Raw genomic sequence first — 13,557 nt, 5'->3', positions numbered from 1 at the left:
GGGTTTTTCTGTGTTGTTTGGTAGTGGCGGCGTTTGACCGATAAATAGTGGGATTTGACCGATAAACCACGGATATTGACAGATAAATGCTGCAACTTGACCGATAAACCATCGAAATGGGCCGATATGAAGAAGGATTCTCGAAAAATAGCAAAAAACTCATCAACAAAAGAGACCTAAACTTTGTTGATGAGTCCGATATCGCCGAAAACCCCTCATAATGCGTAATAATCACTGAAAATGCACCTTTTATTATATTAATATAGTAAAAATAACGAACGTATTAAATTTATGGTCGTTATTAAGAACAAAAATAAAAAGTATAGATGCATAAACATGCATAAAATCAACCAAGCTGTTTTCTTTGTTTCAGTTATCAGACTAGTACAGTGTTTGGGTAAATACCGAATTAGGTAAAAAAGGTACTACTTGTCCATTTCTTGTGTAAATACCAAAGGCGAGCATTAGCCTTCATTTTGGTCGTATTTTATATAATTTAACTAAACTTACAAAAATAACCATATTTATCATACTATAAATATGAGTGCAATATCTCGAAGATTTTCGAAAAAAGTCATGTTTGTTAAAATGGAGTAGTGTGTGTGCTTTAATAGTAGGGCTGAGTTGAGTTCAAACAAAATAGCATGTATCCCGCCCTAAGGAGAACTACTTAAAAGGCGTTCAAGCTCTTAAAAACGAAGGATTTATTTAGAAGGTAAATGTAATTTAATTTGGACAAACAACCTTGAACAAGCAATCTCTACATCCAATAAAAAAAGAAGAAGCAACCGTGTTCCATCTGGTTACTTCTTCTTTTATAGAAAATGCGAATACATCTATGTCAGTTGTCAGAATAGTGGCTGACACAGGGACGTGATGCAGTTGGATTCGAATACCCTACTATTATTGTGCGGATTTTAATAGTTCTATGACCTTTTTCGCAACGGCCGCGCCTGATGCTGGATTTTGTCCAGTGACAACGCGATTATCAGCTACAGCAAATGCTGCCCAGTCATCACCCTTCACGTAATTGGCTCCTCTATTGACAAGCTCATCTTCTGTTAAGAATGGAACCGCTTTGTCTAGTCCAAGTGCGATTTCTTCCGTATTTGCAAAGCCTGCAACCTTTTTGTCAGCAATTAAATAGTTACCTGCCGCATTTTTAATATTTAATAAGCCTACAGAACCATGGCATACAGCTGAGACGATCCCGCCATTCTCATGGATTGCACTAGCGATACTTTGTAACTTTTCATCTTCAGGGAAATCCCACATTACCCCGTGCCCACCTGTATAATAAATGGCATCATAATCTTTAGGATTAATCTCATCTGCCGATAAAGTAGTGCCTAGTTTCGTTAAGAATTCATTGTTTGAATAATAGTTCCAATCCAATTCAGTCATTTGATCGGCTTCCAAGCTGTGTGGATCAATCGGTGTAAACCCACCTTTAGGACTAACGTAATCGATTTTATAGCCTTCTTTTTCCACCTCGTCCACGAAGTGAACGGCTTCTCCCAACCATAATCCTGTTGCACGTTCCTGATTTGGATATTTAGAAACATTAGTGACTACTACTAAGATATTTTTCATTATACATTCTCCTTTTTGTTTGATAGTATTTACCTTAAAGGTTAAACCATACTTTAAGTCAAGGAGGAAGCATTTTGTATTCCATTCAAGAAGCTAGCCGGTTAGCTCAGGTTCCTTCAAGCACTATTCGATATTATGAAAAGATAAACGTACTTCCTCCTATTAAAAGAAATAAACAAGGCCATCGTACATTCGATGATAAAGACATAGAAATCCTTAATTTAATAAGGTGTTTCCGAAATCTAGGCATGTCGATTGAAGAGATACGAGTCAGCATGTCATCCATACAATTAGAACATGAAGATATAAACACTAAAGAAATTTTGTTTCAGCATAAGAAAAAATTAGAGGAGCAAATTGGTATTTTGAATGCTTACATTCGTGAAATCGAGAAAAAAATAGTTAATTAAAAGTGCTCCTTGAAAAAACGACCGAAGGCTTTGTGCCCCGGTCGTTTTTAAATCTTGGTGGATTAAGATGACATCGTAATTCCGCCATTGATATGAATGCATTGTCCTGTAATGTAGGCACCTTCATTCGATGCGAGTAATACATAAGCTCCGGCGTGGTCGGCTGGTTGACCTGGTCGGCCGAGTGGTGCCTCGGTGCCGAATTCAGCTACGGATTTTTCATCGAATGTGGCAGGAATTAGTGGTGTCCAGATTGGGCCTGGCGCTACCATGTTGACACGGATTCCTTTGCTTGCCACATTCTGTGCGAGGCTTCGAGTGAATCCAACGATTGCACCTTTTGTCGCAGTATAATCCATCAATGTCGCGTGTCCTCTATAAGGGTTGATGGATGTCGTGTTGATGACTGAATTCCCTTGTTTCATGTGTGGAACCGCATATTTGCTCATATAAAATACGGAGTAGATATTGGTGCGGAACGTTTTGTCCCATTGCTCGCCCGTAATATCTTCGATTTTCTCGGTCGGATATTGCACGGCTGCATTGTTCACGAGGATATCCAACTTTCCGAATTCATCCAATGTTTTCTGGACTAATTCCTTACAATTCGATTCCACAGAAACATCAGCAGGAAGTAGGAGGCATCGTACGCCTTCAGCTTCGATCAGCTTTTTCGTTTCTTCTGCATCGCTGTGTTCGTCCAAATAATTCACGACCACATGGGCGCCTTCTTTTGCGTACGCGATGGCGACCGCACGTCCGATGCCGCTATCTCCACCTGTAATCAAGGCGACTTGATCTTTTAACTTACCGCTTCCTATGTAGTCCGTTGGCTGAACCGGAAGTGGATTCATCTCTGATTCAATCCCAGGCTGTTTGGACTGTGTTTGTCCCGGTTGTCCGTTTTTTTGCTGTTCATAGATATTCAAAAAAATCTCCTCCTCCAAAATAGTAATCTACTAATACTTTAGCCACCATGGAGGGCGGTTAAACATATAATTCCCAACGGATTAACAGGAAAACGGTTACAAATATCATTGCTGTTTTTTCCTTCTATATAGGGGACGATAAACAAAAAAATGCTTCGATTCCCTGTCTGTCCCCTGTTATATGACAAGGGTTTAAAGGGTAATGCGTTATTGAGAACGGAAATACACTCCTTTCTCCCATTTCCAGCTGTTTTTCCAGTTCATTAAAGAAAGTGGAAGAAAGCCGATTGAAGGCTTTTCTCCACTATACTCCCTGAAAAATCATGAAGAGAATGAAAACTACGTTCACGGCTATTAAGATCTTACCAAAGGGATTTTTTATGGCCAAAATAGAAAATACAAGCGCTGCCAAGAAAGATCCAATAGCGAGTTTTGGTGGAAAATAGGCAATATCTAATAGACTTATCATAGGAAAATATAAAAGGAACATACTAACCAAAATAAAAATCATGGAAAAAAGCAAGGCCACCGACAGATAAATAAAAGTCCTGATTTTCTTCATGTGTCGTTTCTCACTCGTACTATTCACCATTTTCCCCTCCTGATATAACGTGATTTACACCATCTGCTTCTCCCACTCTTCAGCCAACATCCCATACACGATATGGTCCACATAATGGTCATATAACCATTCGGCTTGTCTGATACACCCTTCATTTACATACCCCAATCGTTCGGGAATGCTTCTGCTTTTTTTATTCGCGATCGCTGCCCTGATTTCCACCTTGTTTAGGTGCAACTCGTTGAAAGCATAGTCAGTCAATGCCTTGGCCACTTTGGTCATCACTCCATTCCCTTGAAATTCTTCTCCCAGCCAATATCCGATATAGGCTGTTTTGTTTGCCCAATTGAGCTGGTTGTACCCGGCTATCCCGGCGATTTCCCCTTGATATAAAATGACCGTTGTCATGCTCGCATTATCAGCAAACCCGTTCAAGCAGTGTTGAATATAGGCTTTTGTATCCTCAATCTTGGTTGTCCTATCCAACCATGGCAGCCATTCTCGTAAATAATTTCTTGATAGGTCCGTTAGCTGGAAAATTGTCTTGGCATCCTTCATTTCTAGTATCTTCAAAGAAACTTCTTCATCAATCTTATGTAAAAACATCTCTTTTCCTCCTACTTATTTCCTTATTATTGAACTATTTTACTATAAAATGGAGGTAAGGTTGAAAAAAATTTATGAATGAGGGAACTTTATCCATATTTAGATGCTCTACTTATAAAAGGGGAAATTGGAAAGGAGAGACTAGCATTTGTGATCACATCGATTTCGGAAAATAAGGTACTCGAGAAAATAAAGAAGCAAGATATGAACGCTGTGATAGATTGGTTTACTACTAGACAATCGAAGTTTTATAAACTAGGGTGGTCGTATCTGAAGAACCATCAGGATGTAGAGGATGTTTTTCACAATACAATCATGAAGGTGCATGCCAAAATCGGTCAGTTGAAGGAAGACCGATCGTTTGAATCATGGGTCACTTCGATATTCATCAATGAGTGCCGGGCCATTTATCGGAAAAGGAAACCTAGTGAAATGGAGTTCCCACAAGATATGGGGGTGGGTTCTCGCTTTCAAGCTGAATTGGAAATGTTGGATGACCTGGACCGCCTGGATGAGAAGTATCGGGAAATGATCATGTTACGGTATCTTCAAGGCTATTCACAAAAGGAAATCGCAGCCATTTTCAAACTGCCGGTCGGGACCGTTAAATCCAGATTATATAGAGGACTTTTGATGCTGAGAAAAATAATCGAAGGTGGTGACGCAGATGAAGTGTAAAGATGTACAAGCCGATTTACTGGATTATCTGGAAGGCGTTCTAGATGAGATGAGAACAAAAGAGATGGAAGAACACATACAGGAATGTGAAGGCTGCCGAATGGAAATGAACGGGTTGAAACAGGTGATTGCGAGCCTTGAGTCAGGAAATGATAGCATAGTAGTTCCAGAGGATTTTATGACTGGGGTTCGTGCTAGAATTTCCATCACACAGAAAGGCAGGCGCACGTTCATACCCAACCATCGTCGTCGGGTGATGATGGGCATGGCCGCTGCATTATTCTTACTGGTATTCATGGGGACGGCGGTAGCGACGAACGGTTTTGAAAGTGTGATGGATTGGTGGAAGGATTCAACCAACAAGCAAAGTGAGCAGGTAGAAAGCTATATCCAGCAGGGACTTGGAGAGAAGGTCAACCTTGTGGCTGAAAGTAATGGGGTGAAGGTGACCATTACGAGTGTTGTGGCCGATGACATCCAGACGCTGATTTATTATGAAGTGGAAGATAGAAAGAAGGAGAACAAATATGGCATCAATTTCACTGAAGGGCTGAAAATCGCTAATCAAGATCGAGATTGGGACAAGGAAGATGATTCTACGTTTTCACCCATCAATAGTAGTTCGGCCCTCTATTCGGAAAAGGATTATGTGTATAAAGGCGAGCTTGGCGCGTTACCGATGTCCGCTGATGAAGGAACGATTCAACTGGAGCTTACTAAGCTTGAGAAAATGATAAATCAATCATCAGAAGGAGAAGGTTCTGAAGGGATTCCTGGGGGAAGCAATGAGTTCATTGAAGGGAAATGGCATTTTGACATTCCTGTGAAGAAGCATCCAGCCCTCGTATATGCGATTAAAAAGGAAACGAAGATCGAAGGCAATCCCGTTATATTTGATAAAGTGACGATCGCCCCGACGGCGACAATCTTAACCTATCGCTACCGGAACGATAATGATGAGAAAAACATGGAGTACCTTCAAATGGCCAGTATCGAAAGTGACGGAACATTTGTTTATCCAATAATGGGTAGCGGTGGTGGGGGAGGAAGCGCAGCTGGCTGGAATTCAACGGACGCTACATTTGAATCCCTATATTTCGATCAACCAAAGGAAATCCGTGTTCATATGGGTCCTGCTTCATTCTTTGTAGAGGATTCAGCCCGTTTCGAGATTGACCCTTCAAAAGAGCTCCCACAAACATTTGAATATTTGGGGAGTGGGATTTCCATCGATTCGATAAAGGTCGGTAAGCCTACTGAAGTCGTGATGACCGAAGAACTCAAGCCAAAACGGAAATATGAAACGCTTCATTTTCATTTTTATGATAAAGATGGGCAAGGATCATCAGGTAATAGGAGGGATGGCTATTACAGAGATAAAGAGGGGCATACGTATAAAGCAAGTGAGAATTTCCACCGTTTGAACGAATTGGAGCAACCGAGATTCTTCTCGACCGATCATCAAATCGAGCTATCAACGGATGATGGAAAGGAACCTTTTGCCCCCATCGGGATAGAGATTGAGGGGTATTCCATCACTACCTTTTACGATCAAGTGATTGAGATTCCGTTGGATTGAAGTCGCAAGTAAAAGTCTGATACCTGTCAAATCGTATCAGACTTTTATATTTACGGATTTCCCTTTTATATTATGGCTATGTTAAAGTTATTGTTTGATTTAAAAAAGCACATAAAAACCTTTAATAAAGACATTGATTTATTCTTCGACCAAAGCTCTGTTAGTGAAGTAAGAAATAACGAAGCCAACTAATCCAAGTAATATTTGGATGATGCTTAATATCAGAAATTGTCCTGTTGGTAAGTACCATTCTCCCACCAACCTAGTTGATATAATGGTACAGAAGAAAAGCAAAGCACCCATAGTTAAGGTCATTATAAATATTATTTTTTCTTTCTTTATAAATCCCCAAATGGAAGCAAAGGCATTTCCCATTCCAAAAATAATCATTCCAAATGAAGCTAGGCTCGCCCAACTATTAAATGGCAATTTACCTATCCACTCAGGTGGGAATGTATCGAAAACTCCTCTTCCTAAAAGCATTGACACACCCATATAAAAAGCTCCTAAAGACAACAATAAATTGTAAAAATTCAAAATGTTTTTTAGTAACATACTTTTAATCCCCTTTCATTCCCACTTTAAATTATCATTCGCTTGGTGAATACTAATACCATACATTGAATCTCCAAAATTTCCCACCTAAACTTATCAATGATTATCAAAAAAGAGAACCCGTTACTTTAAGCGAGGTACCCTTTATGTATCTACCACAGCTTTAGCTTAAAATTAAACCAGTTGAAGATCGCTTCAAATTTTATAAATAATATAGGCTGTGTTAAAGTTCTTGGTTGATTTTGAAAAACTCATAATCATTTGTTGTTTCCTGTTTATAATTTATGACATAGGGGTAAGTCACTAGCCTAAATACCTTTTCACCCGGTAGAGAAATCGGATTACCAAACGGCATTTGGGTAATTAATTTCCAGTTGGTTGGTATATTCCATTCTCCTTTCACTTCGTCATGAATTAGTGGATTATAATGTTGTAAAGATGCCCCTAATCCTGCTTCTTTTAAAGCTGTCCATATTAAAGCTTGAGGACCAAGATATAATCAAAAGGGTTGTGTACCCACAAGTCCCACCGTAAGTAGAGTATTCACTCACTGAATATGGTAAAACGCTTGAGCCCGTTATGAAGTTTTTTGCATGAATGGGGAGTTAATCATCTTAAACACCTTGAAGAAGTCAAAGATTGACTATAACTTGAGGGTCATCTAAATAAGTACTATAGAAAACCCATGACAATAGGTATGGGTTTTCTACTTTGAATCTTTAATAATGAGATTTCATCTCACCAAGCGTACGCTTCTCGCAATCTAGTTAAAAACATTTAAAAGGAATTTTATAGCCATTTGGTGTATGATTCTTACAATTATAATGTAAGCGGTAGCTCATTTGCAGAGGTAAAAAAGTATAAAAAGGAGATTGAAAAATAGAACGTTAGGAGAATTCATATGCTCATCCTTATTCTGATCATCGCCTTGCTGCTTTATGGCGCTCTCGTCTATTATATCGGGTGGCGGGGATATCGCTGGCTCCGCCCAGAATCATCAAGCCGGCGTTTCAAGATACTTTATAGCCTCGTCCTCGTGCTGGCAGCCAGTTCGCTTATTGTCGGCCGCATGTCTGGGCTCACCTTCATAAATATTGTTGGTGCTTATTGGATGGCATGCTTTTATTTGCTGTTACTGCTCGTTCCCCTTGCCCATATTACGGTTATCCTCTTGCGACTCACTCGGCTACCAAGGCACATAACACATAAATGGGCGGGCATCGTCACGATAGGCTTGGTTGTTTTTTTTCTAATATACGGGACATATAACGCATACAGCCCCGTTGTTCGCAACTATGATATCAAGATGGAAAAAGGCTCCTCGACTCTTGATAGCCTTCATATTGCGATGGCGGCAGATACACACTTTGGTCTGCTGTCAGGTAAAAACCACGCGGAGCGTTTGGTTAAGGAAATGAACGCGCTCCAACCAGATATCATCCTGTTGCCAGGCGATCTCTTCGATGACGATATTCAGCCTTTCCTTGATCAAAAAATCGATCAGACATTATCCAAGCTCCATGCCCCGTACGGAGTCTATGCATCGCTTGGGAATCACGATAGGCATGATGGTACGATAAAGGAACTAATCGAAGCTTTGGAACAGGGCGGAATCACTATCCTCTATGATGAGATCGTAGACGTTCAAGGGCAATTCACGCTCGTCGGGCGGAAAGACCGAATCGATCACGACAGGCGACCATTAGACTCACTGATGAATGGTGTGAACCTTACAAGACCTACTATATTACTGGACCATCAACCATATGAACTTGATAAAGCACAGCAGGCAGGCGTTGACTTGATGCTGTCAGGTCATACCCATGGCGGGCAGGTCTTCCCAGGCAACCTCATTACTGATGCCATTTATGAAAATGATCGGGGCTACTTGCAAAAGGGACAGATGCATTCGATTGTAACGTCCGGTTTTGGTTTTTGGGGTCCGCCTATCCGGATTGGTACACGCTCCGAAGTCGTTTCGATTCAAATCCAGTTCGAATAGGATAATTTCAGCAACGACCAATCTTGTTTTTTAGCAAAAGAAACCCAGTAACTGAATTCATGGTTACTGGGTTTTCTATTGTGTGAAATCATCTCGTAAAGTTACAGGTAATTCGTCCACTTATCGATTATTCTTGTTCATACGAAGTAATTGTTCGCTTAAATATTCAGGTGTTTCCTTGAACCCCCTGGAAACCCATTCGATGACCATCCCCAAGATGGCGTTGGCCTGATAACTTGCCGTGTAATCCGAGTGAAAGTCCTCTGCATTCAGGATGTTATCCTCGATGGAATCCTTTAAATAAACCCGGATGATGTCAAATAACGTATAGTAATACATCAGTGGCGCTTTTCTGTTGAAAACAATGGAATAAAAGGTATCGAACGTCTTTACATGATGAAAGATGCGGACCATATGTGGTTCTAAATTCGCAATATGATTGTTTGTTAAATGAAAGGGCTCATAATAGGCTTTCTTCAAATCAATCGTGATTTCTTCAAAGTACATTTCAAACAACTCCGGTACATCCTGAAAATGTAAATAAAATGTCCCCCGGTTCACGTTTGCTTCTCTGCAAAGTTCCGCAATCGAGATCTTTTCCAGTGGTTTTTTTTCAAGTAAGGTCAATAAGGCCGTTTGCAAATTCTTCTTTGTTTTGATCACCCGTAAATCTTTTTTCATTGTATTTCTCCTTTAACAGACACATCATCCTAAATCTGTCTATTTATGAACACATTCTACCATTTTTGTCGATTGTACATATTCATTCTTTTCATTATAATTTTTATTGAACAAGTGTTCAATAAAAATGGTGTGTAAGGGGGAGTATTTAATGAAATTACAAGATAAAGTAGCAATCGTCACAGGTGCAGCGTCAGGTATGGGGAAAGCCATTGCGGAAGGTTATGCAACTGAAGGGGCGAAAGTAGTGGTTTCGGATATGAACTTAGAAGGTGCTAAAGCTGTTGCTGAAGCGATCGTGGCTGAAGGCGGAACGGCATTCGCTATCGATACGAATGTAACGAAGGCTGAAGATTTAGAGCGCTTATTCGATGAAACGGTAAAAACATACGGCAAACTGGATATTTTAGTGAATAATGCTGGCATCATGGACGGCATGGAGCCTGTCAACGAAATTTCAGATGACCGTTGGGATATGATCTTTGCCGTAAACACGACAGCTGTCATGAAATCCATGCGCATCGCGACAAAACTATTCCTAGAGCAAGGACATGGTGTCATCGTGAATAACATTTCTGCGGGCGGCCTACATGGCGGACGTGCAGGTGCAGCTTACACAGCTTCTAAACATGCGGTGGTCGGTTTAACTAAAAACACGGCATTCATGTTCGCTGACAAAAACATTCGTTGTAATGGCATCGCTCCAGGTGCTGTCTTGACGAACATCACTTCATCGATGACTAGCGTTTCTGAAGTGGGTGTAGCTCGTCAAGGGTTGGGAATGGCCCTTAACCCACGTGTCGGCCAAGCAGATGAAATTGCTAAATTGGCTATCTTCTTAGGATCCGAAGATGCTAGCTTCATCAATGGACAAGTCGTTACAGCTGATGGCGGTTGGACAACTTATTAATCCAAACCTTATATTGAAGATTTTAATTTGATACGGTATACCTAAAAGCACCTCAAAACCTAGCGGTTTTGAGGTGCTTTTTTATTTCATAAATAGTAAATAGGGTTGAATTTCCATGGGTAGCGGGAGACAAAAGTTTGTCCTTCTTACCGGGGAGAGCCTTGCATAAATGGGTACATTCACGAACAGAATAGGAAAAGAAAAGGAAGGTCGGTGCCATGTTTTCATTTATAAAAGGAAAGCCTGATTCGGGAAATGATGAAAAGAATAACGGTCAAGATCCTTCTAGTGCTAAATTAAAAGACTATTTGGAGATGACATTGAAAGCGAATCTTGAAGTTTTGAAGAAGAAAACGGGGAACAGTTCGGATATCGTGATTCGATCATTATCTGAAAAAAATTTCAAGGTGAAAATTGCCATTGTATATATTAAAGGTTTAATTGACACTCAAACTTTACATGATTTCTTAATAGAGTCCATTCTTAATAATCCTGTGTTACACGAAAAGTCCATTCCTAAAGAGGCTTTACAGTTTATTGGCGAAGAGGTTATTGCTCTTGGAGAGATTAAAGAAGTTGTTGATTGGGATTCTTTATTCACGGACCTGATGTCAGGCAACACCATCATTTTTATAGATGGGATAAGGGAAGCTCTCAGTGCCAGCACGCAGGGGGGAGAGAGACGTTCCATTCAGGAATCGACTACAAGTATTGCTATTCGTGGTTCAAAAGAGTCCTTTACGGAATCCATTGAGACTAATATAGCAATGGTTCGTAGAATAATTAATACTCCAGATTTGTGGAGTGAGTCCATGAAGATAGGTAAAACAACGAAAACGGATGTATCGTTATTGTACATAAATGGTATTGCAAAAAAGGAAATCATTGAAGAAGTGCGTACCCGATTAAAAAGGATTAACATCGATGGCATTCTTGAATCTGGATATATCGAACAGTTAATTGAAGATGAGACAAAAACGACGTTTCCGACCATCAACCATACAGACCGGCCAGATAAGATTGCAGGTAATCTACTTGAAGGGAAAATTGCCATATTTGTTAATGGGACGCCCTTCGTATTGCTTGTTCCCGCCTTATTTAATGATTTTTTTCAATCGGTTGAAGATTATTATGAACGGTTTGACATTTCTACGGCGATTCGCTTTTTACGTATCGCCATCTTCTTTATTTCTCTTGTAGGACCAGCAGTCTATATCGCTGCTACCACCTCCCATCAGGAGATGATTCCAACAAAGTTGGTCATAATCATTGCGGCACAACGCGAATCGGTCCCATTTCCGGCATTTCTCGAAGCGCTCATCATGGAAATAACCTTTGAAATTTTAAGAGAAGCAGGCCTACGCATGCCTAAAGCGATAGGTTCGACTATCTCTATCGTAGGGGCGCTTGTCATTGGGCAGGCAGCTGTACAGGCAGGCATAGTCTCACCGGCAATGGTCATTGTCGTTTCAATAACAGCCATTGCCAGCTTCGCAACACCTTCGTATGAAGTGGCTATATCTGCACGTATGATCAGATTTGTATACATGTTAAGTGCCGCGGTATTCGGTTTCTATGGAATCACCCTTGCCTTTATCGTCCTAATTGTTCACTTATGCAGCCTGCGCTCATTCGGTGTCCCTTATATGTCTCCGTTGGCCCCATTTATAAAGGATGAAGTCGGAGATACGATTTTCCGTAGGCCACTTTGGGCTTACAAAAAGAAACCAAGATTAATGAGCGAATCTACTAATACTGGACAAGGTGAAACTCAGAAACCTAAGCCCCCAGGACCTCGTAACATGGTGAATTCTACCGTAAGAAAAGGTGGTCGCAATGAACCATAAATCGATTTTTCTTTATATGATGATGATATTCCCCATTTTCCTATCAGGGTGTTGGAACCAGAAGGAGTTAAACGACCTAGCCATCATTTCTGCTATGGCGATTGATAAGAATGATGATGGAACCTATACCAAGACGATACAAATAATCAATCCAGGTAACGTAGCAGGAGGGCTCCAGGGCGGTGGGGGCGGACAAAGTCCTGCTGTTTCCGTATACAGTGCTAAGGGGCATAGTACGCTGGAGGCTCATTTCAACGCAACATCGAAAGTCTCTCGTAGGCTCTATCATGCTCATGCAAATCTACTAGTCATCAGTGAAGAACTGGCAAAGGAAGAAGGAATTTCAACCATTTTAGATGCTTTTGAAAGGGATCCAGAAATCAGAGCCACATTAAAACTTGTGATTGCCCATGATACAAAAGCGGGGGATTTGCTTAAAACGTTGACGGCCATAGATAAAATTCCTGCAGAGAAAGTGAACGGCACATTAAAAATTACTGAATTAACAAAAGGAGAGCATTTGGAGGTTTCCATTCAGGAATTCATTTCTGTACTTACTGCCGATGGAAGGGAACCGGTCCTCAGCGGCTTTCGAATGAAAGGGAAGGTCAAACAGGGCAAAGATATGACGAATGTTCAAAAGTCGGAGCTCGATACAACACTGGAAGCGCACGGGCTAGCCATTTTTAGAGACGGGAAGTTAATTGATTGGTATCAGGGCGAAACCTCCCGAGGTGTTGTTTGGATACTGGACAGAATTAAAGAAACCGATGTTGAACTGGATTGGAGAGGGAATAAAAATAGCCTTGTCTATAATGTTATCCGTCAAAAAGTTAAAGTCACTGCTGACACGAAGAAGGACCTCCCTGTCATTACGGTACGAATCCGGGCGGAAGGAGATATTCGCGAAGTAAGGACACCCATCAATCTAAATGATCCTTCTATAATTTTGGAATTGGAAAAAGTAGTGAGAAAAGAAATCAAAAAGGAGCTAGAAAAGACAGTTAAGAAGACTCAACTAAATAAAACGGATATTTTCGGATTTGGCGAAGTGGTTCATCGGTCCGACCCAAAGCAATGGGAAGGTATGAAAAGTGAGTGGAATGAAGCTTACTTCCCGAAATTGACCGTAAAGGTTGAGGTAGAAGCTTTTATCAGGCGGAGTGGGTTAAGAAAAAATTCGTATCTTTCAGATATGTAAAGTC

12 protein-coding genes and 1 pseudogene are annotated in these 13,557 nt (G+C 40.6%); 7 read left to right on the top strand and 6 right to left on the bottom strand.

What is annotated here, in order from left to right; translation table 11 throughout:
* Positions 1-903: 903 nt before the first annotated feature.
* Complete coding sequence (locus tag ACQKIC_RS02445; RefSeq protein WP_402987236.1) at positions 904-1,593, bottom strand: type 1 glutamine amidotransferase domain-containing protein; 690 nt, start codon at positions 1,591-1,593, stop codon at positions 904-906.
* Positions 1,594-1,667: 74 nt separating this feature from the next.
* Here ACQKIC_RS02445 and ACQKIC_RS02440 point away from each other — a divergent pair, with 74 nt between their 5' ends.
* Positions 1,668-2,003 carry a MerR family transcriptional regulator gene (locus tag ACQKIC_RS02440; protein WP_402987234.1) on the top strand — a complete coding sequence of 112 codons (336 nt, stop codon included), beginning with the start codon at positions 1,668-1,670 and terminating at the stop codon, positions 2,001-2,003.
* A 62-nt stretch (positions 2,004-2,065) separates the two neighbouring features.
* Here the strand turns inward: ACQKIC_RS02440 and ACQKIC_RS02435 are convergent, their stop codons facing one another.
* Together ACQKIC_RS02435 and ACQKIC_RS02430 are read right to left on the bottom strand one after the other, a co-directional pair.
* Positions 2,066-2,932, bottom strand: a complete 867-nt coding sequence (locus tag ACQKIC_RS02435; protein WP_402987232.1) for an SDR family oxidoreductase — start codon at positions 2,930-2,932, stop codon at positions 2,066-2,068.
* Between the two features lie 616 nt (positions 2,933-3,548).
* Entirely contained in the window at positions 3,549-4,100 is a 552-nt protein-coding gene (locus ACQKIC_RS02430; RefSeq protein ID WP_427590924.1) for a GNAT family N-acetyltransferase, read from the bottom strand.
* A 78-nt stretch (positions 4,101-4,178) separates the two neighbouring features.
* Here ACQKIC_RS02430 and ACQKIC_RS02425 point away from each other — a divergent pair, with 78 nt between their 5' ends.
* Positions 4,179-4,778 (top strand): RNA polymerase sigma factor, encoded by a 600-nt coding sequence (locus ACQKIC_RS02425; protein ID WP_427668520.1) that lies wholly within the window; start codon positions 4,179-4,181, stop codon positions 4,776-4,778.
* The gene (locus tag ACQKIC_RS02420) at positions 4,768-6,357 is read left to right on the top strand and encodes a DUF4179 domain-containing protein (protein ID WP_427590922.1); all 1,590 of its coding nucleotides are present in this window, start codon (positions 4,768-4,770) and stop codon (positions 6,355-6,357) included. Before ACQKIC_RS02425 ends, ACQKIC_RS02420 begins: the two co-directional genes overlap by 11 nt.
* A 138-nt stretch (positions 6,358-6,495) precedes the next feature.
* Here the strand turns inward: ACQKIC_RS02420 and ACQKIC_RS02415 are convergent, their stop codons facing one another.
* Together ACQKIC_RS02415 and ACQKIC_RS02410 are read right to left on the bottom strand one after the other, a co-directional pair.
* Entirely contained in the window at positions 6,496-6,912 is a 417-nt protein-coding gene (locus tag ACQKIC_RS02415; protein WP_403124801.1) for a hypothetical protein, read from the bottom strand.
* Between the two features lie 223 nt (positions 6,913-7,135).
* Positions 7,136-7,396, bottom strand: a pseudogene (locus tag ACQKIC_RS02410) (hypothetical protein); the annotation flags it as partial.
* 417 nt (positions 7,397-7,813) lie between these two features.
* On the opposite strand from ACQKIC_RS02410, the gene ACQKIC_RS02405 reads away from it, so the two are divergent.
* On the top strand, positions 7,814-8,914 hold the full coding sequence (locus ACQKIC_RS02405; protein ID WP_427590921.1) for a metallophosphoesterase: 1,101 nt from the start codon (positions 7,814-7,816) through the stop codon (positions 8,912-8,914).
* 120 nt (positions 8,915-9,034) lie between these two features.
* Here ACQKIC_RS02405 and ACQKIC_RS02400 read toward each other — a convergent pair whose 3' ends face one another.
* A complete protein-coding gene (locus tag ACQKIC_RS02400) occupies positions 9,035-9,595 on the bottom strand; it encodes a TetR/AcrR family transcriptional regulator C-terminal domain-containing protein (protein WP_427590920.1) in 561 nt (186 codons plus the stop codon).
* 151 nt (positions 9,596-9,746) lie between these two features.
* Between ACQKIC_RS02400 and ACQKIC_RS02395 the strand changes: the two genes are divergently transcribed.
* The 3 genes from ACQKIC_RS02395 (at position 9,747) to ACQKIC_RS02385 (ending at position 13,553) form a co-directional block, all read left to right on the top strand.
* Positions 9,747-10,505, top strand: coding sequence for an SDR family oxidoreductase (locus tag ACQKIC_RS02395; RefSeq protein WP_427590919.1), 759 nt, complete (start codon positions 9,747-9,749; stop codon positions 10,503-10,505).
* A gap of 218 nt (positions 10,506-10,723) precedes the next feature.
* Positions 10,724-12,352, top strand: a complete 1,629-nt coding sequence (locus ACQKIC_RS02390) for a spore germination protein (protein ID WP_403124795.1) — start codon at positions 10,724-10,726, stop codon at positions 12,350-12,352.
* Positions 12,342-13,553, top strand: coding sequence for a Ger(x)C family spore germination protein (locus ACQKIC_RS02385; protein WP_427590918.1), 1,212 nt, complete (start codon positions 12,342-12,344; stop codon positions 13,551-13,553). The genes ACQKIC_RS02390 and ACQKIC_RS02385 overlap by 11 nt, the downstream gene beginning before the upstream one ends.
* Positions 13,554-13,557: the final 4 nt, after the last annotated feature.

It is taken from the genome of Peribacillus sp. NPDC046944 (assembly GCF_050272735.1).
Lineage (GTDB): Bacteria > Bacillota > Bacilli > Bacillales > DSM-1321 > Peribacillus.
The sequence above is the reverse complement of the archived record's forward strand: the minus strand, read 5'-3'. Positions and strand labels throughout refer to the sequence as shown.

Coding starts and splice junctions, on each gene's coding strand:
- ACQKIC_RS02395 (WP_427590919.1), top strand. CDS start 9,747: ATGAAATTACAAGATAAAGTAGCAATCGTCACAGGTGCAGCGTCAGGT.
- ACQKIC_RS02390 (WP_403124795.1), top strand. CDS start 10,724: ATGTTTTCATTTATAAAAGGAAAGCCTGATTCGGGAAATGATGAAAAG.
- ACQKIC_RS02425 (WP_427668520.1), top strand. CDS start 4,179: ATGAGGGAACTTTATCCATATTTAGATGCTCTACTTATAAAAGGGGAA.
- ACQKIC_RS02405 (WP_427590921.1), top strand. CDS start 7,814: ATGCTCATCCTTATTCTGATCATCGCCTTGCTGCTTTATGGCGCTCTC.
- ACQKIC_RS02415 (WP_403124801.1), bottom strand. CDS start 6,912: ATGTTACTAAAAAACATTTTGAATTTTTACAATTTATTGTTGTCTTTA.
- ACQKIC_RS02420 (WP_427590922.1), top strand. CDS start 4,768: ATGAAGTGTAAAGATGTACAAGCCGATTTACTGGATTATCTGGAAGGC.
- ACQKIC_RS02400 (WP_427590920.1), bottom strand. CDS start 9,595: ATGAAAAAAGATTTACGGGTGATCAAAACAAAGAAGAATTTGCAAACG.
- ACQKIC_RS02385 (WP_427590918.1), top strand. CDS start 12,342: ATGAACCATAAATCGATTTTTCTTTATATGATGATGATATTCCCCATT.
- ACQKIC_RS02430 (WP_427590924.1), bottom strand. CDS start 4,100: ATGTTTTTACATAAGATTGATGAAGAAGTTTCTTTGAAGATACTAGAA.
- ACQKIC_RS02445 (WP_402987236.1), bottom strand. CDS start 1,593: ATGAAAAATATCTTAGTAGTAGTCACTAATGTTTCTAAATATCCAAAT.